This window comes from Leptothoe sp. EHU-05/26/07-4, assembly GCF_043421015.1.
Classification (GTDB): domain Bacteria; phylum Cyanobacteriota; class Cyanobacteriia; order Phormidesmidales; family Phormidesmidaceae; genus Leptothoe; species Leptothoe turfae.
This window is the reverse complement of record NZ_JAXSQV010000001.1, coordinates 47,875-72,041: the sequence shown is the minus strand read 5'-3', so window position 1 is coordinate 72,041 and position 24,167 is coordinate 47,875. Positions and strand designations below refer to the sequence as shown.

General features: G+C 47.2%; 14 protein-coding genes and 1 pseudogene. 6 read left to right on the top strand and 9 right to left on the bottom strand.

All coding sequences use genetic code 11. The features are described from left to right. Position 1: 1 nt before the first annotated feature. The 3 genes from U2F10_RS00395 to U2F10_RS00385 form a co-directional block, all read right to left on the bottom strand. Positions 2 to 1,513 (bottom strand): NAD(P)/FAD-dependent oxidoreductase, encoded by a 1,512-nt coding sequence (locus U2F10_RS00395; RefSeq protein ID WP_163665934.1) that lies wholly within the window; start codon positions 1,511 to 1,513, stop codon positions 2 to 4. An 89-nt stretch (positions 1,514 to 1,602) separates the two neighbouring features. Further along, the gene (locus U2F10_RS00390; RefSeq protein WP_499870137.1) at positions 1,603 to 2,634 is read right to left on the bottom strand and encodes a glycosyltransferase family 2 protein; all 1,032 of its coding nucleotides are present in this window, start codon (positions 2,632 to 2,634) and stop codon (positions 1,603 to 1,605) included. Positions 2,635 to 3,569: 935 nt separating this feature from the next. Next, complete coding sequence (locus U2F10_RS00385; protein ID WP_499061460.1) at positions 3,570 to 7,118, bottom strand: GAF domain-containing sensor histidine kinase; 3,549 nt, start codon at positions 7,116 to 7,118, stop codon at positions 3,570 to 3,572. Positions 7,119 to 7,427: 309 nt separating this feature from the next. Here U2F10_RS00385 and U2F10_RS00380 point away from each other — a divergent pair, with 309 nt between their 5' ends. Next, the gene (locus U2F10_RS00380) at positions 7,428 to 8,255 is read left to right on the top strand and encodes an alpha/beta fold hydrolase (RefSeq protein ID WP_499870136.1); all 828 of its coding nucleotides are present in this window, start codon (positions 7,428 to 7,430) and stop codon (positions 8,253 to 8,255) included. Between the two features lie 46 nt (positions 8,256 to 8,301). Here U2F10_RS00380 and U2F10_RS00375 read toward each other — a convergent pair whose 3' ends face one another. Beyond that, positions 8,302 to 10,113 carry an ABC transporter ATP-binding protein gene (locus tag U2F10_RS00375; RefSeq protein WP_163665942.1) on the bottom strand — a complete coding sequence of 604 codons (1,812 nt, stop codon included), beginning with the start codon at positions 10,111 to 10,113 and terminating at the stop codon, positions 8,302 to 8,304. Positions 10,114 to 10,390: 277 nt separating this feature from the next. On the opposite strand from U2F10_RS00375, the gene U2F10_RS00370 reads away from it, so the two are divergent. The 3 genes from U2F10_RS00370 to U2F10_RS00360 all read left to right on the top strand — a co-directional run bounded on the left by U2F10_RS00370 (position 10,391) and on the right by U2F10_RS00360 (position 14,526). Next, entirely contained in the window at positions 10,391 to 12,070 is a 1,680-nt protein-coding gene (locus tag U2F10_RS00370) for an ABC transporter substrate-binding protein (RefSeq protein WP_163665944.1), read from the top strand. 512 nt (positions 12,071 to 12,582) lie between these two features. Then, entirely contained in the window at positions 12,583 to 13,593 is a 1,011-nt protein-coding gene (locus tag U2F10_RS00365; protein ID WP_163665946.1) for an ABC transporter permease, read from the top strand. A 51-nt stretch (positions 13,594 to 13,644) separates the two neighbouring features. Further along, on the top strand, positions 13,645 to 14,526 hold the full coding sequence (locus tag U2F10_RS00360; protein ID WP_163665948.1) for an ABC transporter permease: 882 nt from the start codon (positions 13,645 to 13,647) through the stop codon (positions 14,524 to 14,526). Positions 14,527 to 14,644: 118 nt separating this feature from the next. Here U2F10_RS00360 and U2F10_RS00355 read toward each other — a convergent pair whose 3' ends face one another. Both U2F10_RS00355 and U2F10_RS00350 read right to left on the bottom strand, forming a co-directional pair. Next, positions 14,645 to 15,544, bottom strand: coding sequence for a GNAT family N-acetyltransferase (locus U2F10_RS00355; protein WP_499870134.1), 900 nt, complete (start codon positions 15,542 to 15,544; stop codon positions 14,645 to 14,647). A 64-nt stretch (positions 15,545 to 15,608) separates the two neighbouring features. Beyond that, positions 15,609 to 16,475, bottom strand: a complete 867-nt coding sequence (locus tag U2F10_RS00350; protein ID WP_499870132.1) for a hypothetical protein — start codon at positions 16,473 to 16,475, stop codon at positions 15,609 to 15,611. A gap of 276 nt (positions 16,476 to 16,751) precedes the next feature. On the opposite strand from U2F10_RS00350, the pseudogene U2F10_RS00345 reads away from it, so the two are divergent. Further along, positions 16,752 to 17,832, top strand: a pseudogene (locus tag U2F10_RS00345) (class I fructose-bisphosphate aldolase). A 603-nt stretch (positions 17,833 to 18,435) separates the two neighbouring features. Continuing rightward, positions 18,436 to 20,955 carry a DAHL domain-containing protein gene (locus tag U2F10_RS00340; RefSeq protein WP_499870131.1) on the top strand — a complete coding sequence of 840 codons (2,520 nt, stop codon included), beginning with the start codon at positions 18,436 to 18,438 and terminating at the stop codon, positions 20,953 to 20,955. Here the strand turns inward: U2F10_RS00340 and U2F10_RS00335 are convergent. The 3 genes from U2F10_RS00335 to queC form a co-directional block, all read right to left on the bottom strand. Beyond that, positions 20,952 to 21,875: an alkaline phosphatase family protein gene (locus tag U2F10_RS00335; RefSeq protein WP_499870129.1), complete on the bottom strand. Its 924-nt coding sequence runs from the start codon at positions 21,873 to 21,875 to the stop codon at positions 20,952 to 20,954. The two genes, U2F10_RS00340 and U2F10_RS00335, sit on opposite strands and share 4 nt — an antisense overlap. Positions 21,876 to 21,905: 30 nt before the next feature. Next, a complete protein-coding gene (gene trmFO / locus U2F10_RS00330) occupies positions 21,906 to 23,297 on the bottom strand; it encodes an FADH(2)-oxidizing methylenetetrahydrofolate--tRNA-(uracil(54)-C(5))-methyltransferase TrmFO (RefSeq protein ID WP_499870127.1) in 1,392 nt (463 codons plus the stop codon). Between the two features lie 199 nt (positions 23,298 to 23,496). After that, positions 23,497 to 24,165 carry a 7-cyano-7-deazaguanine synthase QueC gene (queC, locus tag U2F10_RS00325; protein ID WP_163699891.1) on the bottom strand — a complete coding sequence of 223 codons (669 nt, stop codon included), beginning with the start codon at positions 24,163 to 24,165 and terminating at the stop codon, positions 23,497 to 23,499. Positions 24,166 to 24,167: the final 2 nt, after the last annotated feature.

The following is a 24,167-nucleotide window of genomic DNA, read 5'->3' as shown; positions in this document are numbered from 1 at the left end:
CTTAAGCTGCACGGGATAGCGGTTTAAGTTCGGCCACAGGCTGGGTCGATTTTTTCTTGAGCTGTGACCACTCCTGATCGGTAAAGTTCTCATGGTAAGAGCGCTCTACGTTGATATTCCAGATATCATGCTCCTCACCGAGAATATTCCTCGCCGCCAGCAAAGCTGAGAGCATGGAATGATCCTGATTGTTATAGCGGTGCATACCGTTGCGTCCTACGGTTTGCAAATTCTCAAAACCGCGAATATAGTCTTCTAGCACCTTTAAGTGACGGCGATACTCGCCGTCATACACCGGATATGCCTTATATTGACGAATTACACACCCATCCTCCACATCACGTGCTTTCACTCCCAAATTAAGCTTTGCGATTTCCCGAGAAGCAAACTCAATCATCTGGGAGTCGGTCATCTCCCAAATCTCATCCCCCTGGCTGCAAAAATATTCCATACCTAAACAGGTTTTGCTGGGGTCAGGCACCATCGCCACACTCCAGTTTTTGAAGTTTTGAATACGACCTACCTTAAATTCAGGGCTGTGAATATAAAGCCAGTTGTCTGGAAAAAGCCGAACCCGATCGATGACCAAGGAAACAATCAGAAAGTCACGGTATTTTAGGCCACGCGCTGCCTCTAAAACGTAATTAGGGGGCGGGGGATCCATTCGATGGACCAGTGCCGTAATCGGCATTGAACTCACAAAGTGATCGCCCACTAGCTCAAAGTTGCGATCGCCTTGTTTCGCTAGCACCCTAGTCAAACGATTGCCTTCTCGTTCAACGCGCACTACTTCTGTATTAAGATGCACCGGAATCTCATTATCTTCTAAAATTTCTTGGCACCGCTCCCACATCATGCCAGGCCCCAAACGGGGATAGTCAAATGTTTTAATAAGACTTTTCGAATTCTTACTACCAAACAGTGCGTTAATGACAGCTTCCTTCAAAGACAGATTCTTAATCCGCTGCGCCGCCCAGTCTGCTCGAATTTGGTTACAGGGAATCCCCCACACCTTCTCTGTATAGGTCTTAAAAAAGATTCGATACAGCCTTGCTCCGAAACAGTCCGTCACCCAGTCTTCAAAAGTCTGGGGTTCTCCACTCAACCCTAAATATCTTTTGAGCTTTGCTTTCAAATAGCTCATTACAATTAAAAAACTACGAATGAATCCTAAATTTCTCAGGGTCTTGAAAATGGAAATAGGATAATCATAGAACTTACCATCGTAGTAAATTCGGGATAGCCTCGGCGTTTGAATAAAGTCATCCCCTAAAATCTCTTGCCAGATAGCCTTCACTTCACCCACTTTAGTGAAGAAACGATGCCCACCAATATCAAACCTATATCCTTTATAGCTTTCAGTACGGGAGATACCGCCTACTTTATCAGCCTTTTCAAGCACAATAGACTTAACATTATGCTTCATCAACTCGTAACTAGACGTCAACCCTGCCGGTCCACCACCAATAACGATTACAGGAACGGTACTATCTTCTACAGCTCTGGGCTCCATCGGTTATAAACTCCAAATTAGCCAAATATATGTGTGTTCTTAAATCTGTGTTCAACCGAGCCCCGGTTTTCGCAAATCTCGCACTTGTGCTACCTTGAACGACGAACTCCCGACAACACTAAAGGCTCTGGCAGTCGTAGGAAACGCCCTAAACAATGTTGCAATAGGACAAAGGCAAATGCACCTCCTCCATAGAAGAAGTAAAACCAATGCCACGGGATAACGCGTAAGGCAAATAGCAAACCCCGCTTAGCATAGAAAAATCGATAGACATCAACGTTAATCAGCAGTAATCCCAATGCTGTTGCTGCTGTCAACCACCAAAGCCAGGGAAAGAACAAACCAGCTAGCGACGTGCCTATTAGGCCAAATACACCGATCACACTCAAACGATTGGCATAGCTGAGATTTAAATCAGCATCAAAACGGTTTTCACTCAAAAGCAGAGCTGCCCAAGGAAGCGCTCTGTAAAAAAAATCTGCTTTGAGTAGGGATATGGGCTCCCATCGCTTTAGGTGCTTGACTTGAATATCCTTAAAGAGGCGAATATCATAGCCCATTTGCTTAAGGCGATAGCCTAGCTCGATATCTTCAATACAAGGCTTGACATAGTCCTCATCAAAGCCGCCAACGGCTAGAAACACTGAACGGCGAATAGCACCACAGGCCCCCCAAAATGTTGAAGCAATTCCAGAAGAAACTTGATGGGTATAATGATGAAAGAGATTCTTATATTGAGATAAAAAGTTCTCTGCACCTGGCGAATCATCATAGGAGCCAATCAAGGCTGCTAAATCAGACCGCTCTTGAAACCGCTGCTCCACTAAGCTCAATGTGTCTGGATGCAGGGTTACATCCGCATCCATGAAAAAGATGATATCGCCGTGAGCAGTCTGTGCACCAATATTTCTGGCTCGAGCTGGGCCTCCTGACTGCGGCAATCGCAACACCATCGCGCCAAAGTTTTTAGCCACTTGCCAAGAGCCATCCGTATCTCCATCAGAGACAACAACAATCTCATCTGGAACTCGGAGGCTTTGTTTTATGCTAGCCAAACACTCATAAAATCCTTCTCCACCATTATAGACAGGAATTACAACTGAGATGTTGATTGAAGACATGCTCACCTTGAAGCGTCAAATATCAAAAAAACAAATCCATCATTTAGCAAACAAGCTTATTATTTTCTACAAATGAGCAAGCTGAAATGACACTCCATCAAGGAGAAGACTCTTCCGAACCAGAGCCTTCTCCTTAGCTCAAGAGCAAGCAAAGGGCCAAAACACCTTTTTTTTGCGATTCAAAGATGTGAAATCTTGAAATCAGACACAAACGCCATTCTCATCAGAGTGAATAGCGTTAACTCTAATTCAGAGTTAGAAATTTTCTCCTTACTAATATATCCACTTTTATGGCCTTAAATGGACTGCTTGACCAGAAGAAGACTTTTGACAGCCAACAATCAAAATTTAGAACCTTCCCAAAAAGAGTTCACTTCTAGCTAAAAAGCTAAGAAGAGGCCTAAAGCCAGGTTACCTAGAACAGCAAAGATGCACCCAGACAATTTTCTCCATAGAACTAGTAATTATTAAAATCTACTCCATACAAGTTGTATGGTTAGCAGAAGTATTAAAGAACTAATGAATCAAGTTCTTTCGTTGATAATAGGATGACTGAATCGGACTTTCATGAATTTGAGATGAAAGTTCTCTCATCTCAAATTTACAAGCCTATTGCTCTAAAAAGCCGAAAAACACATATCCATAGATATCTTCAGGCTTCTGGCAGGACATCAATGAACATTCCGATGCTGCTTATATTGACCTATCTGTAATACTTCGAGTATGGGAGTATTACAATGAAAAAGCTATGGCAACCATTATGACATCTGTCGTATTCTTCAACTCGACCTTACCCTCAGCTGAAGATTATTACTGATATCTATAAACTACATAAGCCTATAAAACAGTGGTTTCGGGCAATTTAACTTAGGGATTATCAGGTAAAAAAATTATGAGATTTTTTATATTCACCCTTGGCCCAAATATTTTTTAGACTAACTCCCTATCTTCTCTGCAATAGTTAAGGGAATTTCGATACAGAAGTTTGTGCCCTGGCCTACCGTAGATTGGCAATATAGTTTGCCACCATGCATTTCCGTTACAATTTGGTAGCTAATGGACAATCCTAACCCAGTCCCTTTACCTACAGGTTTTGTCGTGAAAAATGGATTAAAAATACTTGCCAAGACATCCTCAGGAATACCACGACCATTATCTGAGATTTCTACAACTAAAGTATTCTGACTCTCCTGCCAACGGGTAGAGATCTCAATTTCTGGCATCTGACCATGGTAATGCTCCAGATCATCAAAAGCATCAACAGCATTCACTAGAATATTCATAAATACCTGATTGAGATGGCTAGCATAGCAATGAATAGTTGGTAATTCGCCATAGTATTTAACAACATTGATGGTAGGTCGTTGTTTACAAGCCTTTAAACGGTGCTTCAAGATGAGTAAAGCACTGTCAATTCCTTGATGGATATCCACATCTTTGATGGCAGCTTCATCCACACGGGAGAAGTTCTGCATACTCTGAACGATATCGACAATGCGGTTGGTGCCCATTTTCATGGACGCCATGATCTTAGGTAAGTCCTCTAGGATAAAATCCACTTCAATATCATCGATTTTGTTTTGAATCAGCTGTTCCGGTTCAGGGTAATGCTGTTGATACAGCGTTAGTAACTCCAGAAGTCCCGTAATATAGTTTTGCATTGGCTCTAGATTGCTAGAGATAAAGCCCACTGGGTTATTAATTTCATGGGCAATACCCGCTGCTAACTGACCCAAGCCAGCCATCTTCTCACCCTGCACCAACCGAGCTTGAGTGCTTTTTAACGTTTCCAAGGTTTGGTTTAATTTTGCAGTCTGCTGCTGTGTCTTCCTCAACAGCTCTGCCTGCTGTAAGGCTATACCCAGTTGAGTGCCAACTTGGGCCAGTAAGCCCACCTCATCATCATCCCAATAGCGAGGCTTAGACGTTTGATAGGCCACCAGCAAACCCCAAAGTTTTTCACCTTGGGAAATGGGCACAAAAACCTCATTACGTGGTAGCTGACCGTCTTGATCAGGTCTAGAAAATACATCTTGAATGATGGCCTGATTTGGCACAGCAGGTTGCCAGCCATCCACAATGGAGTCGGCGACAAAGGCCCCGCTCCAGTCAGCATTAAACCGATAGATAGCGACTCGATCTACTTCAAGCAGTTGACGCACCTCTTGGGTCGTTGTCGTGAAAATTATGTCAATGTCTAACGATTGACGAATTTTATCAATGGTCATGGTCAGCGCGCGCTGACGGTCTGTGGCTTTTTGTAAAGCTGCGGCTTGATCACGCACCCGGGCAACGGCCTCTGCTTGATTCAGGGCCACCCCTAACTGAGTACTTACTTGAGCTAAGAAGTCAATTTCATCGGTTTCCCAATGGCGCGGGCGAGAATTTTGACAAGCGGCCAATAACCCCCACAGCCGATTACCTTCCATGATCGGCACAATCATATAGGCACGAGCATCGGAATCAGCCAATAGTCTCATGTGGTGGGCTTTATAGTCAGTCTGATAGATATCATCAACAGCTAATGTTTCTTGGCGCGCATAACGACCTCCCTGGGTCTCCATTAAATAGGGATCTTGATTAATCCCTTGCGACCCGACTAACACAGGCCAGCCATCGGCTACAGATTCCGCCACAAACTGACCACTCCAGTCAGCGTTAAATTGATAAATAACAACTCGGTCAGTTTTAAATAATGATTGGATACTTTTGGTAGTCGTATCAAAGATCTCTTCAATTTGCAGAGAATCACGAATTGCGTTAATCGTCTGGGACAATAGCTGCTGTTGTTCAAGCGCTAGCTCACGCGAAGAAACATGAGCCAACTGAGCTGCTTGCAACCGTAACTGCTCCACCTGACTCCATTGCTCAAGGGCCACACCCAAATGCTTAGCAATCTGATCGATAAATTCAATCTCAGACAACTGCCACTGTCGAGGACCTTGACAATGATGAATACAGAGTAGTCCCCATAATTCATCACCATTCATAATGGGTGAGACCACATTGGCCTTAATACCCAAACGCTCTAATTTTTGAACATCGTCATTCTGGATATCACCCTCAAAGATGTTATGGGAGATGTACATGCGTCCTTCCTGATAAAGTGGAGCATATCTCTCACCAAAATGTCGATCATAGACTTTCTCTTCTAAGATCGATGAAATGCCTTCACCACAGTCTTCAGCAACAAACTGCCCTTCCCAATATTGTTCGTTTTGGAAGAAGAAAATACCCACCTGATCTGCTTTCAGCAGATGCCTAACTTCTTGAGCAGTGGTTTGGAAAATGGTTTCTAAATCCAGGGATTCACGAATACGGGTAATCACACCTGTCAGAGATTTTTGTTGTTCAGTTTGATAGCGTAGCTGCTCTAGCAGCTTAAGCTGTTGCAAGGCAAAGCTTAAATACTCAACAATTTTCTGAACAAATTTAATATCATCTAAACTCCAATGGCGAACATGCTCACACTGATGAACGCACAGTAATCCCCAAAGCTGCTCACCTTGCGAAATAGGAACAGCAAGGCTTGCCCTGACCTCAAATCGTTCTAAAACATTGATATAGTCGCCACTCAGCTGAGTCGTGTAAATATCGGTTATGATCTGAACTTGTCTTTCATCATACTGATCGGCAAATTGTGTCTCAAAGCTATGCTCATATACTCGCTGAGTTAAAACAGAGCGCCAATCCTCTGATACATCTTCAGAGACAAACTCTCCCTCCCAATCTTGATCAGGCGTGAATTGGAATATAGCAACTCGATCGGCTTCTAAAAGCTGTTTAATTTCAGTGGTAACAGATTGAAATAAGACGCCTATATCAAGGGACTGGCGAATCTTGCTAATGGTTTTAGCAATAGCTTTTTCGCGATTAATATTATTGGAAAACACCTTCGTTTGAGAATACGATTGAGAAATATTCTCTGTCTGTTGTACTGAGTCCTTGAGCCGTTCAACAATTTGCTGAACCAAACCAATTTCTTCAGCAGACCACAATCGGGGAGACTGGCAGTGATGCAGACACAATATTCCCCATAAGGACCGATGTTTGAGAATGGGCACCGCCAAACTAGCTCGCACCTGTAGTTGTTCTAGAATATCTACATGCTGAGGGCTTAAATCAGCGGTGTAAATATCTGCTACAGCCTCTACATGCCCCAGATGATACTGAACTTGTCCATCTCCAAAATATTCATAGCATTCTTCTGTGAGCAAGGACCCACACCCTTCAACCACAGCTTCAACAATGAACTCACCGTGCCAGCTTTTATCTGGATAAAACCGAAAAATAGAAACGCGATCTATATTCAGAAGCTGTCTAACTTCTGTTGTCGTATCTTTAAAGATAGTGTCAAGATCTAATGGGTGACCAGAATCACAAAGGTTATCTGCCAAATCCTTTTCTTTCTGGGAGTCCCCAGCGGCAACCGTTTGGTAACTGATGGGTTGTTTTGCGTTGCTAAATCTGGGGATGGATTGCATTTCATCCGAGCCTGTTAATACCTTTTTCCTTAGGGATGTAGATATTCAGAGAATTTACACTATAAAGTGTTAGCCAAAAAAGTGTTAGCAAACTCACTCATTGTAGATTCAAGCATCCCATAACCTGGCAGTGGCACCTTTGGACAGACCGGATCAAAGCGTTGATAGTTCCATAGTTCGTAAGCCTAGACATTCCGGTAACGAGAGGTCAGTGGGAAGATCTAGTGGGCGGCACCTCAGTAAAATACGGCCTCAGTCTGTTAAAACGATGCGATGATGAGGATGACTTGACTATGCAGCCTCATTAGTATGGTTATTCGAAAAACCGTCTCCTTCAACCAGATTGAACTGTCATATCTAGACTGGCAAACTGATGGTGAACCCGTTTTGCTGCTCCATGGGTTAGCGGATCATGCCTTGGGTTGGTCAGCAGTGGGAGAGCACATAGCCCAGCACTATCATCCGGTTGCTGTGGATATGCGAGGACATGGGCAAAGCAGTAAACCCAATGACGGTTATGACTTTGATACGGTGATGGGCGATCTGGTACAGCTGATGGAGCATCTGGGCTGGTCAGCAGCTCACATTGTCGGACATTCCTGGTCAGGGAAGGTGGCCACCTACTGGGCCACCCGGCAACCGGAGCACTTTTTGACGATGGTGTTGGTAGACCCAATTTTTGTATATGGGATGCCGGGCATTTTTCGACTGACATTTCCACTATTTTATGGGATCCTGCCGTTTTTAAAGGGCATGGGACCGTTTGCAGATTGGGATGCTGCTATCCAACAGGGCAAACAAATGAAGCAGTACCGAGATTGGAATAGTTTACAGGAAGCTGTTTTTCGGGAGAGTTTGGCAGAGAACCCAGATGGGACTATGGGTAGTAAGTTCACTAAGGCCGCACGGGATGAGATTTTTGATGCGGTGTTGCGAGTACCGGGACTGACCCAGGAGATTCAGGTGCCCAGTTTGTTTATGCAGCCGCAAGCTGGTGTAAATCGGTTTGACTGGCAGCTAAAGCCTTATCGGAAATATTTAAAGAATTTGAGGGTTGAGACAATTCCTGGAAACCATTGGGCATTTTTGGTTGAGCCAGAGGATTTTAGCAAAACATTGATTGATTTCCTAGCGTAAAAGATTTTTTGTAGGGGCGCACAGCTGTGCACCCCTACAATCCTGGTTATGAATGCATGTCAGCTGTGGCTCGTTGACGCTGGCGAATGTCATCAAGTTGGGCATCGGGAATCGCGGCAATCAGTTTCTGGGTATAGGGCTTTTGCGGGGTGTTGTAAATCTCCTCAGCAGGACCAATTTCTTCTACTCGCCCCTGATTCATGACCATGATGCGATCGCTAATAAATTTCACCACACTCAGATCGTGGGAAATAAAGATGTAGGTAAGCTTAAAGTCCTTTTGTAGATCTTTGAGGAGGTTAAGGACCTGGGCCTGTACTGAAACATCCAAGGCGGAAACCGACTCATCACAGATGATAAATTTAGGTTCACAGGCCAGGGTACGGGCAATGCAGATGCGCTGACGCTGACCACCGGAAAACTCATGGGGCATACGACGCAGGGCACTGGCATCCAACCCCACCCGCTCTAACAGATGGATAGCCCGTGCTTGGCGCTCCGCCTTAGTGCCCCCCAAACCGTGAATTTGCATGGGTTCTATGATGGCGGCACCGATCGTCTGGCGGGCGTCTAAAGACCCGTAGGGGTTTTGAAACACAATTTGCATTTCTCGACGGAGACGACGCATAGCCTCAGCATCAAGATCTAGAACAGACTGTTTATCAAATTCAATCAGGCCGGATGTGGGGTCAATAAGACGCAACAAACAACGGCTCAGGGTGGATTTACCACAGCCGGACTCCCCCACTAAACCTAGTGTTTCGCCAGGGTAAACCTCAAAGCTGACAGCATCCACAGCACGAAACTCTTCTCTTTTCCCAAACAACCCTGCCCGCATGGGAAACGCCTTGGTTAAGTTCTGGACCCGTAAAAGAGGCGTTTGCTGCACCAATGTTTGACGATGCTGTTCAATTTCGTGGGGGCTGACCTCAGCGAGTAACTCAGCTTTCTCAGCTTCTGTCCTCACTTTGGCAACAATTTTCCCAGCCTCTGTCCCTGACCCCACTTCCATAAAGTCGCTTACGGTTGGCAATCGACGCAGCTGTTGCTGCGGTCTGGGTCGACAGTTTAATAACCCTTGGGTGTAGGGATGCTGCGGGTTGGCAAACAGATCATAGACTGGGGCAATTTCCACCAGGTCACCTTTATACATGACAGCGACCCGATCGGCAATCTCCGCCACCACCCCCATATCGTGGGTGATAAACACAATTGCCGTTCCCCGCGAAGCTTGTAAATCCCTGAGGAGATCAAGAATGGTGGCCTGAATGGTAACATCCAGAGCTGTGGTGGGTTCATCGGCAATGAGGACAGCCGGATCGCCTGCAAGTGCGATCGCAATCATCACCCGCTGCTGTTGCCCACCCGAAAGCTGATGGGGATAGCGCCCTAGTATCTGTTCAGGCTCAGGCAGTTTGACCTCGGCACATAGCTCCAGTGCCCTAACCTTAGCCCCTTGACGATCGAGGTCCTGATGTAATCGTAAGGCCTCAATCAGCTGGTCCCCACAGGTATATACCGGATTGAGGGATGTCAGCGGCTCCTGAAAAATCATGGAAACCAATTTGCCCCGATACTGTCTGCGCTCTTCACGGGAAAGCTTAAGCAGATCCACCGGTTGCGCATCCGACAACGAGGGATCTCGAAACCAGATTTCTCCCGATTGTCTTGTGCCTGATGCCAGCAGCCCAATTAAAGCTAGGGATGTCACCGACTTACCCGACCCCGACTCACCGACAAGACTCAATGTCTCACCTGCGGTTAGGGAAAACGAAATAGACTTAACCGCTGACACGTCACCGGCCTTGGCTGGGAATGTCACAGAGAGATTTCTAACATCAAGAATGGGAAGAGGCATATCGAGTCTGATAAGTAATGGGCAGAGACCAGGGCGACTTTTTCATTACCATTACACAATGTTTAGGGCGTTATTTATGTATTTGTTGTCCCGATTACAGGCTCTTTTTTTACTTTTGTCATAGAAATACGAAAAATTTGACATGTTGTTACGTGTATAAATTTACTCATTCTTTCTGAGATAGTTAATGTAGCGTTTGTTCTCAGGAACCACGTTAAAAGTTTAGGGTTTTTACACACGTCTCCCTAAAACTCTTCTCTGCTACTAGGAGTCATTTATGATTCGTCAACGATTTTTTTTCAGGCGACGCTTCCGCAGAATGCTGGCAATTATCTTTGCCCTCACACTCACGGCTGTGTTAGTCAACTGCGGTGGCACTCCCGATAGTGCCGGTGATACGCCTGGGGGTGACGAAGTAACCGCTACAACAACAGATACAGGCACCCTAGTGTTTGGTTCAGGAGGGCAGCCCGATAACCTCTCTTCCGGCGATGTTACGGATGGGGACTCCTTATATGTGCAGCTACAGATTTACAACCACCTGATGGGTAACGAGCCAGGCTCAACCGAACTTGTTCCTGAGCTAGCCACCGAATGGACCGCGTCTGAAGATGCCTTGACCTGGACCTTTAAGCTACAGGAAGGCATTAAATTCCATGATGGCACTGATTTTAACGCTGAAGCCGTAGTTTTTAACGTCAACCGCTGGTGGGACCCTGATTTTGAGTACGGTTTCCGCGACGAAGGTAAGCTATACGAAATTTGGAGCTACCTCTTTGGCGGGTTTAAGGGCGACGAAGCATCCGTTCTAGCCGACGTCAGCGCCGTGGATGACATGACCGTTGAGTTCAAGCTAGTTGAACCCTTCGCTGCGTTTCCAGCTGCGATCGCATCCGCCTATTTTGGCATTGCCAGCCCCGCCGCAATTCAAGAATCTGGAGCAGACTACGGCACCCCCTCTGGTTTAGCCGTGGGTACCGGACCGTTTGTATTTGAAGAATGGTTGAGCGGCGATCGCATTACCCTGACTAAATTTGACGACTATTGGCAAGAAGGACTGCCCAAAGTTGATCAGCTCGTCATTAGCTTTATTGAAGATCCTGCGGCTCGACTGGCACAGCTGCGAGCCGGAGCCCTTGACTTTACCGTTGACCTCACCCCCGACCAGCTGGCAGAAATCGAAGCAGATGCCAATGTGGAAGCGGTGTTCCGTCCCTCCTTTAACGTAGGTTTTCTAGCGCTGAATCCCAGCTACGAACCGCTATCAACACCAGAGGTGAGACAAGCCATTGCCCAGGCCATCAACAAGCCTGCCATTGTTGAAGCATTTTGGGGAGAGTTGGGTGTGACTGACGCCCATTTTATCCCCCCTTCCATGGAAGCCTTTACCAGCGATAGCGTGGGAGATTATGAGTACGATCCGGAGGCAGCTAAGGCTGCACTCGCAGCAGCAGGCTATCCCAATGGCTTTGACCTGGAACTGTGGTATATGCCAGTCAGTCGGCCCTATTTCCCTAATCCGAAACCGATCGCCGAAGCCTTTGCCGCAGAACTCAGCCAAATCGGTATCACAGTGAATTTGCAAACCAAGGACTGGGCAGCCTATTTAGAAGATCGCAACACACCACCTGGGTATCAATCCTTTATGCTAGGTTGGACCGGTGACTACGGTGACCCTGACAACTTTCTGTACTCTCACTTTGGCCCTGGCGCAACGCAAGATTTAGGTAACTACGAGAGTCCTGAAATGTTTGAGTTGCTTAACAAGGCCCGGGCTGAAACGGAACCAACAGAGCGCGAAAAACTGTACCAAGATGTGGATACGATGTTGTTTGATAAGGCATTGCGGATTCCCATCGTGCACTCTCAGCCGCTACTGGCTCAGCGCGTGGGTCTAGAAGGCTGGAGTCCCAGTCCACTGGGGAATGAACCTTTTCCTGCGGTGGAGAAGCCTTAGGGCAGTCTTTAAAGACAATGACCCGAAAGGTGGTCTTGATCTTAAATTAGCCCACTCTACGAGAAGCCGCTTTGGCGTTTACATCCTAAGTCCTTCTCCCTGGGGGAGAAGGACTTTGAGAGTGATCTGAAAAAGCTTTTCCCTCAGATAGCAAAAATTAAGTCATCTCCCCTTCTCCCTGGGGGAGAAGGGGCAGGGGGATAAGGGATCTGCCAATAAATAGAATACCCGTTTGAAATTGTGTTGTAGGATTTCCTCCCCTTACGAAGGGGAGGTGCCGTAGGCGGAGGGGTTTCGACCAACAGCGCTAGTATCGAAAACCCCTCCCTGACGGTTCCCCTTCGTAAGGGGAACCAATTGTCACCAAGCCTCCCAACGGGTACATTATTTTCCCGCGCATCCCTAAGGGCTTATCCAAGAAGGTAGACATACCTTTCAAAACATTACCTGCTTCAAAAGTAAGACCAGCCCCATCCACTTTACTCACCCCACGTACCCTCAACAGAATCTCCATGGGTAGATATATTCTCAAACGCTTACTCCATCTAGTCCCAGTACTGCTGGGCATTTCACTCCTAGTCTTTGCTTTTTTACATCTGATTCCCGGCGATCCGGCCTTAGTTTTATTGGGTGACCGTGCTAACCCTGACCAGGTAGCCGCTCTGCGAGAGCGCATGGGCCTCAATGAACCGCTACCGCTACAATATCTGTCCTTCCTGGGCAGCTTGTTAAAGTTTGATCTAGGCGAGAGTATTTTTACCGGCATCCCCATTTGGGATGAGATTAAGCTACGATGGCCTGCCACATTTGAGCTGTCCGTCTCAGCCATGCTCATTGCTCTTGTATTGGGTATTCCTGCTGGAGTAATCGCCGCTGTTCGCAAAAACAGCTGGATCGACAATCTCACCATGAGTGGCTCGCTGCTAGGAGTCTCGATGCCAGTGTACTGGCTGGGATTATTGCTGGTCTATCTCTTTGCCGTCAATTTGCAATGGCTGCCACCCAGCGGTCGTATTGGCATTGAGACAGGTTTAGCCTTTGAACCGATCACCGGCTTTTTTATCTTTGATGCCCTGGTTCAGGGTGACTTTGCCGCATTAAAAAACATTTTGTCTCATCTAGTGCTGCCTGCTATTACCCTCAGCACCATCCCCCTTGCTATTTTGGCACGGATTACCCGCAGCGCTATGTTAGAAGTTCTCTCTCAGGACTATATCCGTACAGCTAGGGCTAAGGGGTTGGTAGAACTGTTTGTCATTGGTAAACACGCCCTAAAAAATGCCATGCTGCCTGTGGTTACAATTGTGGGTTTGGAGTTTGGCACCCTTTTAGGGGGAGCAATTTTAACAGAAACAATTTTCTCTTGGCCCGGTATTGGCAAATGGATTTATGAGGGCATTTTGCAGCGCGACTACCCAGTAGTCCAGGGTGGTGTTATATTTGTGGCCTTTGTTTTTGTCTTGGTGAACTTAATTGTGGATATTTCCTACGCCTTCCTAGACCCCAGAATTCAATACAAGTAGAGACATTTCCATCAGTTTTTTTGTACCAACCCCCTGTTTTATCCCACCATCATGACGCCCGTTACCGCCACTAGACGCATTCCCAAATTCCTCAAAAATCGTGCCGTGCAGCGATTCTTGGAATCAACCTCTGGACTCATTGGTCTAGGCATCACAATTTTTATTGTGCTGGCTGCCCTATTAGCTCCGGTGCTCAATCCCTACGATCCGGCCTCCGATCGCAACTATGCCATTCGGTTACAGGGGCCTAGCTTAGAGCACTGGTTTGGAGCGGATGGTCTGGGGCGGGACATTCTCACCCTAGTCTGGTACGGTCTCAGGACATCGCTGGTGATTGGCCTGGTGTCGGTTCTGATTGGTTTATTGATCGGGGTGACGCTAGGGTTATCAGCCGGTTACTTTCGGGGGTGGGTCGAAACGGTGATTGGCTGGATCACGGATGTACTGCTAGCGTTTCCGTCAATTTTGCTTGCGATCGCAGTCGTCACCGTCACTGGCCCTAGTGTCCTCAGCGTCATGTTTGCCGTTGGCGTTGTTCAGGTACCCAAGTTTATACGCCTGACCCGTAGCATGGTGCTTTCGCTACGGGAACAAGAATTTATCCAAACTGTTCGGGCATTTGGCGCTAAGTCACCCCGAATTGTTTTCTTGCACATATTGCCTGCCAGCTTAGCCCCCCTCGTAGTACAGGCAACATTGGCCATTGGCACCTCCACTTTAGAAGCTGCCGGTTTAGGTTTTTTAGGGTTAGGCGCTCAGCCCCCTACACCAGAACTGGGCACAATGTTATCTGATGCGTTTAAGGGTGGCTATTCCCTCTCAGCTCCCTGGACCATTGTTTTTCCAGGGTTGTTTATTACCCTGACTGTTTTGGCCTTTAACCTACTGGGCGATGGGCTGCGAGATGCGCTAGATCCTAAAGGTAGTCGTTAGGCTGTGATCAGGCTCTGAGGCATTTTGTGCACCAAAAGCATCCACCATCTGTTGATGGGTAAACGATGGCTCACCATGTGCAAGCGTATAACAGCACACTTCGTGGTAGGCGTTTTCATCAAAGACGATGTGAGTCGTCAGGCTGATTTTTTAGTTTCAGCACCATAGGGATGAAGCCAATACCGTTTTTGACTTGTCTCTCCCCGGCTGCACGAAAGCCCAACTTCTCGTAAATCGGCACTGCATACGACGAGGAATTGACGCTGATTTCTGAAAGCCTTGACCGATTGGCTCGGCAAATCTGCAAAGCCTGGCGCAGAAGTTCTTTGGCAATTCCCCGACGCTGAAACTCTGGCGTGACGAAAAGCAAGGAAATATGATTATGGTCTCGCATTTCAATCACCCCCACAATCTTGTCTTGATCCAAAGTGATGAGGCTGAAATGATTGGTTTGAGCACGTGTTCGAAAGGCATTCGACTGAATATAGCGGTGAAACTCTTGAACCCCTTCAGATGAACATTCCGGGGCAACAAACTCATTGAAACCACGAGCCACCAATTCACTGACTTCACGTGTATCTGTCACATTCAAAGGTCGGTAAGTAAGCGCCTTATCCATCGCTGGTGAGAAAAGCCTTCCATTTGGTATGCTCAGGCTCTTATACGGCAAACATTTGCCATTAATGCATACAGCTGAATCAACTTTTTTACCGTCAATAGTTTTGAGACTGACCATGCAGGCAGTTGGCCATGGGTCTAACTCAAATGTAAAGAGTGCGATCGCAACCTCCAGCTCATCGACGTTCCCCCCTTCAGAGCTTAAAATCTTCCCAAACTTCTGCCTCAACGCATCACTGGCAAGAGTAATTGGATCCGTCGCCTGTGAATCCTGCTGTTCAGGGTGACTAATTAGATCAATCTTTGCAACTTGAACCCCTTGTCTTTTACAGTCTTCTCCTAAATGAGGATGCAAATAGCATAGACCGCTAACACCATGGTGAGCAGTACTTTGAGCCACACTACGAAGCCGTTTTACACTAATCACGACATGAAATAACCTATGAAGTACAGACGTTCGACAGCTAACCTCCGACCGAATACTTTCTTGCAACTGGACGAGCAATTTCTCCTGCCCGTGCTAATGATGAGAGAAAGAGTGTAGGTTCAGAAACGTTATAGTGGCGAGAAGTATCTAACAAAAAATCAAGCCTGCCATCGCGATCTAAATCTCCAGCCCAAAGCAAACTAGGTCCGGTCCAATCACAACAGTTGTCCAACCTATATTCCTGCTTCTTGCCCTCCCCATCCTCAGAAAACGTCAAAATAGTCTGTAGCGTGTCTGCTGAGTCAACCTCAGTCAATTGAAATCGATAGTGAATGGGTATTTTCGATTCTTCATCGGCATTTAGAACAACGCTTAACGAAGACAGACGATCTTGCTGTGGTAAATGTCTAGGAACCGTGACGGATCCGGCAAAAACTGTTTTAACCATGCCAGAGGTTAAAAAGTCTGGGCCTTTGACCAGAAACATTGACATCACATCATTATCGGTGACAATCTCCTTACCTGTAAACTCATCTCCTTCCATATCCAGAATGCCATCTCGGATCGTATTGACAGTAATGGTTGTCGGCAACAACTCAAACCCATCATCGGTGACAAATAGGCTCCACCACTGCTCCCCAGATGTTGCGACGACTTCATCACCATGGTATTTGCGTACTTGCAGTAGCTCATAGGGCAGCGCTTCAGCATTGAGACTGGGCAAGGATGATGCAGCGATCGCACCATCAATATTTGCTGGAAAACCTGCTGCTGCCAGGGAAGTATCCAGAGATAAACTCGTTATCGCTAACATCGGAGTGCTGGAAGCGATTTCTTGGGCTGAGACATGGCTACAGGCCGCTAGCCCCAGACACCCCAGGCCAGCTAGTAATTGACGATACATTTATCTACCTCATTAGAGCACTCTTAATTGGGTACCGATGCAGCCTGATAAATTGTCACCTAATTAGCTGGTTGAGCGGAGTCGAAACCAGCGGTGTTAGGGACGTTTACTTTTGGCTATCTACTTATTTTCAAATGTAACTTTTTAATCAACAGCCAGCTCAGCACAATAGTAAACAACCTTTAAGACAATTCTAATCTGGGCTATATCTCAAATCTAGAGGGTCACGTTAACGTGGGACATAACTGATTTGGTATCGTACGCGGTGAAATAACCATGGTTGTAACCTCGTCATCCCCGTCCATTGCTGAGTGGCTGGGTCCAGAAGCTGATGATCTGCTGGGCTACACAGCTAAAGTTCCTAAAAGTCAACTACATCTGCCTGGAGCTGACTGGGTAGATCGCATTTTTACCCAGACCGACCGCAATCCACAGGTATTGCGGAGCTTACAGCAGCTATATAGTACTGGACGCCTTGCAAATACAGGCTACCTGTCAATTTTGCCTGTAGATCAAGGCATCGAGCATTCAGGAGCGGCCTCGTTTGCGCCCAATCCCATTTATTTTGACCCACAAAATATTATTGAGCTTGCGATCGCAGGCAGCTGCAACGCCGTCGCCACTACCCTGGGTGTCCTGGGCATGACATCCCGCAAATATGCCCACAAGATTCCCTTTATCGTCAAGCTTAACCACAACGAACTACTCACCTACCCTAACCAGTTTGACCAGCTGATGTTTGCCTCTGTGGAACAAGCCTGGAATCTGGGAGCCGTTGCCGTTGGCGCAACCATCTATTTTGGCTCACCTGGGGCGGCAAAACAGATTCAAGACGTTAGCAAGGCCTTTGCCCGCGCCCATGAGCTAGGTTTAGCAACAATCTTATGGTGCTACCTGCGTAGCAGCGTTTTTAAACAAGAATCAGGACTATCACCTCTCCGCTGACCTGACTGGGCAGGCAAACCACCTGGGCGTCACCATTGAAGCCGATATTATCAAGCAGAAGCTACCGCTCAACAACGGTGGCTATAAAGCAGTTACCCAGGCAACCGGCGAAAAATATGGCAAAACCCACGATTTAGTCTATTCAGAACTGACTACGGAGCACCCCATCGACTTAACTCGCTACCAAGTACTCAACTGCTATGCCGGTCGTGCTGGGTTAATTAACTCAGGCGGTGCATCAGGGGAAAATGACTTTGCTGAGGCCGTGCGGACTGCAGTCATTAATAAACGAGCCGGTGGTTGCGGACTCATTTCTGGACGTAAGACATTTCAGAGAGATTTCAAAGAAGGAATCAAACTGTTTCACTTAATTCAAGATGTCTATCTAGATAATGACATCACCATCGCATAACAACATCAGATAGGTGCAATGGCATTGGCCGATGAGTTTCTGATCAGCCAATGCCTCTCATCTTGTAAGTGTCCCCTGAGCGGATAAGCGTCCCCTGAGCGGAGTCGAAGGGGACTTTTTCGTGGGGGGTGGCTTCGACTTTGCTCAGCCAACATTCAGCCAACATATTTTCTGGGACGGTTACTTAATATTTATATTTGTTCCCCAGATCTACAAAAAATCTTAGACTCTTCACAATCTTAAGCAACTAGGCTTAATGTTATGAACCATAGTCAATAGTTACAGTATTTCTTAGCAGATATCGATTCAGAACAGCACGTTTGCTCAAGTAAAAGGGTAAATATAGGGTTTTATCTATGTATTCTTGATTCTTTCCAGATATTTATCAGGGTCGTATGTATTTATATTTGTATTTACCACAATCACCACTAATTAAAGTAATTCCCATCAAGTCCGATCCTCACAGTAGGCGCTTGCCAGTTCATGCTTAAGCAGCCAAAATCATGTTCCAGTGTCCATTTGTCCATATTCTGAAACAAAAGGAATTGATTAGGACTCTGTACCCCCATGCTCGCTGCTCATTAGTCTCCTAGGGAATGGAGTATGAAATACAAACCAATCATACTGTCAGCTGCAATTGGCGCACTGCTAGTTTGGATAGGGTTGCTAGTAAAAGGGCGTTCAGTTAATAGTGCCCCCCATGTGCTCTATCAAGGGCATCTATCGGAGCAACTTCAACAGGATTTAAGTGTCAACGAAACTGTTCTTAAAAACCGACAATCGCTACAACCGTCTTCTAAGGAACTCGTCCAAGAATTAAAGCAGATAGATAAACTGCACGGTGAGCTTCAAAATATTCCTAACTTTCTGGGCAATCGGAGCAGTCAGCAACTTCAAGGAATTTTGGATGACTATGGCGACAGTGTCACTGCAAAAGCTGAACTTGCAGAACAGTTTCAAGCACAGAACTTAGTTATAAAAGATACGCTATCGGCCCTACTCACCTTAAATAAAGACATTAAGACAGCAGGTTCTGAAAAGGTGGGAAAACAGGCTTATCCCGCTGTCACAGACCTGCTCGAACAGATCGTGATCTATACTTTTGCGCCAAGCGAGGTATCACTCACTGAACTTCAGGGCCAAATTGACCAGTTGCAGGCGTTGATTGATGCTGGCAATGTTCGCGATCGCGCCACCGCCGAGAGGGTGCTCAATTACTCCCGCATTATCTTAGAACAGAAACCTCAGATCGATCAGCTTAGCCAATCGCTATTAGCATTACCCACCACACAACAGTTACAGAATCTATCTAATACCTATGAAGACGCTTACTCTAAAGCACATACCAGGGCTAAACTGTTTCAACTAGCCGCTCTGCTATGGAGCATCGGCATGGTGGGGGTTCCCATCTATTTCAAGCTGAAAAAGCAACAATCCCATAAAGCTGAAAAAATCACCAATTTTCTATCCGAGAGCCTGGATGATGCCTTTATCGATGTCGATAATCAGTGGGTCATAACCTATGCTAATGCCCATGCCGCAAAAGATTTAGACAAGTCACCAGACGAACTCATCGGCCAAACACTCTGGAGTGCATTACCACCAGAGCTTGGCAAAGACCAGGAACATTACTACAAAGAAGCGTGTAATCAACAGTCTACGGTGACATTTGAAGCTCGCCTCACCTCGAAGTCTCGCTGGCTTGAGTTCCGCCTTAGCCCCAGCATGGATGGGCTTTCGATATTTTGGAAAGATATCAGCACCCATAAGAAGGCCGAGTTTCAACTGGCCCTGAGCCTTGAAGCCAATGATGAAGCCCTAAGAAAAGCTCACGAAGCCCAGAAAAAAGCAGAAGCAGAGCGTCTAAAAGCAGAAGTAGAGCGGCTAAAAGCGGAAGAAGCCAGCCAGGCCAAAAGTGAATTTCTTGCCAATATGAGCCATGAGCTACGCACACCGCTCAACGCTATTATCGGTTATAGCGAAATGCTTGAGGAAGATGCAGAGGATTTGGGTCAAGATGGCTTTATCCCTGAACTACAAAAGATTCATGGTGCTGGCAAACATCTCTTGGGCCTGATCAACGATGTTCTAGATCTCTCTAAAGTGGAAGCTGGTCGCATGGAGATGTATTTAGAAACATTTAACATCAAACCTTTGGTGCAGGATGTAGCCGCAACAATGCAGCCGATGATCGCAAAGAATAACAATACTTTAAAGATTCAATATTCAGATGATATTGACAAGATGCATGCAGACCCAGTTAAGGTCCGACAAAGTCTCTTTAACCTGTTGAGTAATGCCAGTAAATTCACTCAAAATGGCACCATTACCGTCAATGTGACTTCAACCCAGACTGACAATAACAGCTACATAGACTTTTGCATTCAAGATACGGGTATTGGCATGATGCCAGAGCAGTTGCAAAAAGTCTTTAATGCTTTTTCTCAAGCAGATTCTTCAACCACCCGAAAATATGGTGGCACCGGACTCGGGCTCACGATCACTAAACGATTTGTCCAGATGATGGGAGGTAACGTCAATGTCCAAAGTGAAGTTGGCAAAGGCACAACATTCACGATACAAATCCCGAAAACTATTCAGGAAATAACCCGCCCCTTATCGGACAAAATTATAACTGAGCCAACCATAGAATCCACCAGTCCGCCCCCACATACCAATGGACATAGCCCAGAATCGACCGCTGACATTTTCAATTTCTCTTTAATAAAAGCACCCTGTTCGGGATGTGTATTGGTTATCGATGAGGATACAACAACCTGTGAGTTGATTTGGAAAACTCTAGTTAGTCAAGGTTTTTTTGTTGTTTTAACCCACAATAGTCGCAAGGGGGCAAAAATGGCCGATCAGCTCTTACCTGACCTGATCATCCTGGATCCAATGATATTGGATATGAATGGTTGGCGAATGATTGAGGCCATCAGACAAAATTCTAACCCCAGGAAGACGCCTATCATTTTACAGACTTCAACAGCAGCGCAGAATCATGGTGTTTCTCCAGATGCTGCGGATTATTTATCTAAACCCATCAATCCTGAAATACTATTAACGGTCGTTAACAAGTACCTACAGGAAAGCGACCCAACCATTCCTGCATTAATTTAATTCTCTCTCACTGCAATCGCATGACTCAGACAATCCAAAATAGTGGGTGTAATATCTGTGAGATCATCCACATGACTAAATTTGTTAGCCGCAGGGCCAACCACCCATAACGGTACGGCATTGAGGGTATGGCATTTTGTAGATAAGTCTTCTACATTGCCATGGTCACTGACCACAATGAGTGTTGCATCTGCGGCTAAGGCTGCAATGACGGCAGCCAGGAACCGATCAATCCGCTGCAATACGGTTACGGCTCGGTCATAGTGTTGGGCATGGCCTGCATAGTCGCTGAGATAGCACTCAAACAAGGTGACGCTATGGCTGTTGCCCAGTGCTGCTAGATAGTTACCCGCCACCTCAGGGGTAATGGGTGGTGTAGCCACACCCCGAGAGCTGGCGATTTCTCCCGTAATATCCCAAAAAATTGCTTCTCCTGCTTCATATTCGTACTGCATACGAAACGGCAGCCCTGCGGTCATATTCAACAGCGTACAGACGGAATAGCGCCATCGCCGCTGAGCAATGGCTTCAAAGTAAGCTGGAGAATAGAGATTCGCTAGGGTGGCTGTTTCTCCCAGGGCGAGTACCTGTTTGAACAACCCATAGGGTTCAATCAGCTGACGCAGGGAGCCATTGGCAAAACCGGTCTGGTGCTTCCCGCGAAACTTAGCGGCATTGTGGCCTGTGTAAATGGTGGTTTGTCCGGTGGCACTCTGGGGAAGTCCTGGCACCCCCAGGGTGGCGTCTATGGGTTTGAGCAATAGGTTAGGGTGTTGGGCATAGGCCCCAGCCAGCAAGGGTTGGCTGCACAGGGATTGCCAGTGGGGCATCGCGGCAGGATTACTCACAGGGTTATGGGGTCCAGGGGTGCCTAAACCTAGACCATCTAAAAACAACAGAATGAATTGGGGTTTGCCCATTGTCTGGTGTTGGGTGAGCCTATCCCCCTCCTATGCTGTTGCCAGTATCGGTTTCTTTAAGTGAATTTGATTAGCCTCGGCCCAGGTGTGGAGATCGGAGAAGCTGCGATCGCGATATTTCCCATACCGTTCTCGCTTATTACGAATCCGCTGGAGTAATGCTGGAAAAATACCAAAGTTTGGCGGCATCGGCTGAAAATGCTTAGGTTCTGCAGAGCTAATAAAGTCAAACAGCGCCCCCATCATTGTCGTCACCGGCAGCGACACCAGGGGCAGCCCCAACACAGACCGAGCGGCATTGGTGCCCGCTAACCAGCCCCCTGCACAGGCGGCTGTGTACCCTTCAGTTCCCACCAGCTGACCGGCTGCAAACAAGTTGGCCCGCTGATGAAACTGCAGCGCACTGCTCAACAGTTCCGGTGAATTGATAAAGGTGTTGCGATGCATCACCCCCATGCGGACAAATTCAGCATTCTCCAAACCTGGAATCATGCGAAATACTCGCTTTTGTTCGCCCCAGCGCAGATTTGTCTGAAACCCAACCATATTCCACAGCTGACCACCTTTATCTTCCTGGCGCAGCTGCACCACCGCATAGGGTTTTTTGGTTTTATTTTCCGGTGCATCAAACGCACCATAACGCTGAGTATCAAACAAACCGACAGGCTTTAGAGGCCCATAGCGCATGGTGTCTTCACCGCGACGTCCCATTTCCTCAATGGGCAAACAGCCCTCGAAAAACTTTGCCGTTTCCTGCTCAAAGTCCTTTAGTTCTGCCTGTTCTGCCGCACATAAGGCTGTCCAAAACGCCAGGTACTCCTCCTTATTCATGGGGCAGTTGAGATAGGCCGCCTCGCCACGGTCATAGCGGGAAGCCATAAACGCAACATCCCGATTGATGGACTCGCCTACCACAATTGGGCTGGCCGCATCAAAAAAGCTCATGTAGTCCTGGCCTGTAAACTGGCGCAGGTCCGCCGCCAGGGCGTCGCTGGTCAGTGGCCCTGTGGTCAGCACCACCGGGCCATCGGTCGGAATAGCTGTGACCTCATGACGACGCAACTCAATTAATGGATGCTGCTCTAATGTTTCTGTCAAGTCGCGACTAAAGACGCCCCGATCCACCGCCAGGGCACCGCCGGCAGGGACCGCATGTTCATCAGCCCGGGCAATCACCACTGAGCCGAGCTGTCGTAGCTCCTCATGCAGCAATCCTGACGCGCGATCGGTGGCCTTGGCCCCAAAGGAGTTACTGCACACCAGCTCTGCCACATGCTCTGAGTGGTGGGCCGGACTGAGCTTGACCGGACGCATTTCGTGGAGCACCACGGGAATTCCTGCCTGGGCAATTTGCCAGGTGGCCTCAGTACCGGCAAGGCCACCGCCAATAACGTGGATAGGTTTTGTAGGGTGATCCGTCATAGCGCAAGTAGTGCAGAATTCATCATTGTAGGTTGGGTTGAGCCCGCGAAACCCAACAAATCGACATTGTGATATTTCGTTGGCCTTGTTGGGTTTTGCGTTGATTGGGCTTGGTCAGAGGCGAGGGATATCGCTTGTTGGGTTTCCCATGATAGGTTCGGGCAGAGGCGAGGGGAATTGTGGGGGAGCTCAACCCAACCTACGAGGGGCTGGTCCACTGGGGATAGCCTGCTTCAATCAGGGCCTGATCGCGAATGCGGCAGGAATCACATTTTCCGCAGGGGGTATCTCCACCGGCATAACAAGACCAGGTTTGGGGAATTGGCACCTTTAGCGCCACCGCCCGCTTCACAATATCAACTTTAGAATCCATCACTAAAGGTGCCTTCAGCGTAATCGGGGTTCCCTCTACACCCACCTTTGACGACAAATTTGCCAGGGTTTGAAATGCTTCTAGATACTCAGGTCGACAGTCTGGATATCCTGAATAGTCCACCGCGTTGATCCCTAGATAAATCGCTTCAGCCCCTTGAGCTTCAGCCAGCGATAGGGCCAGGGAAATAAACACCGTATTGCGCCCTGGCACATAGGTAGATGGAATCACATCCGGTGCCACCCCATCTTGAGGCAACGTTTGCTGAGTATCCGTAAGGGAAGAGCCCCCCCACTGGGATAGATTCACATCCACAATGAAATGCTGGTTAATCCCTAGATGACTGGCAATTACCTTAGCCGCCACTAACTCGCGACTGTGGCGCTGACCATAGCGAAACGATAGGGCAATGACGCCATAGCCATCTGCGATCGCTTGGGCAGCGACAGTGGCAGAATCTAACCCACCGGAGAGTAAAACAACGGCCTTTTTCATCT

What these genes read in the sequence shown, in the direction of transcription:
- U2F10_RS00395 (WP_163665934.1), bottom strand. Translation starts at nt 1,513, where the DNA reads ATGGAGCCCAGAGCTGTAGAAGATAGTACCGTTCCTGTAATCGTTATT.
- U2F10_RS00390 (WP_499870137.1), bottom strand. Translation starts at nt 2,634, where the DNA reads ATGTCTTCAATCAACATCTCAGTTGTAATTCCTGTCTATAATGGTGGA.
- U2F10_RS00385 (WP_499061460.1), bottom strand. Translation starts at nt 7,118, where the DNA reads ATGCAATCCATCCCCAGATTTAGCAACGCAAAACAACCCATCAGTTAC.
- U2F10_RS00380 (WP_499870136.1), top strand. Translation starts at nt 7,428, where the DNA reads ATGGTTATTCGAAAAACCGTCTCCTTCAACCAGATTGAACTGTCATAT.
- U2F10_RS00375 (WP_163665942.1), bottom strand. Translation starts at nt 10,113, where the DNA reads ATGCCTCTTCCCATTCTTGATGTTAGAAATCTCTCTGTGACATTCCCA.
- U2F10_RS00370 (WP_163665944.1), top strand. Translation starts at nt 10,391, where the DNA reads ATGATTCGTCAACGATTTTTTTTCAGGCGACGCTTCCGCAGAATGCTG.
- U2F10_RS00365 (WP_163665946.1), top strand. Translation starts at nt 12,583, where the DNA reads ATGGGTAGATATATTCTCAAACGCTTACTCCATCTAGTCCCAGTACTG.
- U2F10_RS00360 (WP_163665948.1), top strand. Translation starts at nt 13,645, where the DNA reads ATGACGCCCGTTACCGCCACTAGACGCATTCCCAAATTCCTCAAAAAT.
- U2F10_RS00350 (WP_499870132.1), bottom strand. Translation starts at nt 16,475, where the DNA reads ATGTATCGTCAATTACTAGCTGGCCTGGGGTGTCTGGGGCTAGCGGCC.
- U2F10_RS00340 (WP_499870131.1), top strand. Translation starts at nt 18,436, where the DNA reads ATGAAATACAAACCAATCATACTGTCAGCTGCAATTGGCGCACTGCTA.
- U2F10_RS00335 (WP_499870129.1), bottom strand. Translation starts at nt 21,875, where the DNA reads ATGGGCAAACCCCAATTCATTCTGTTGTTTTTAGATGGTCTAGGTTTA.
- trmFO (WP_499870127.1), bottom strand. Translation starts at nt 23,297, where the DNA reads ATGACGGATCACCCTACAAAACCTATCCACGTTATTGGCGGTGGCCTT.
- queC (WP_163699891.1), bottom strand. Translation starts at nt 24,165, where the DNA reads ATGAAAAAGGCCGTTGTTTTACTCTCCGGTGGGTTAGATTCTGCCACT.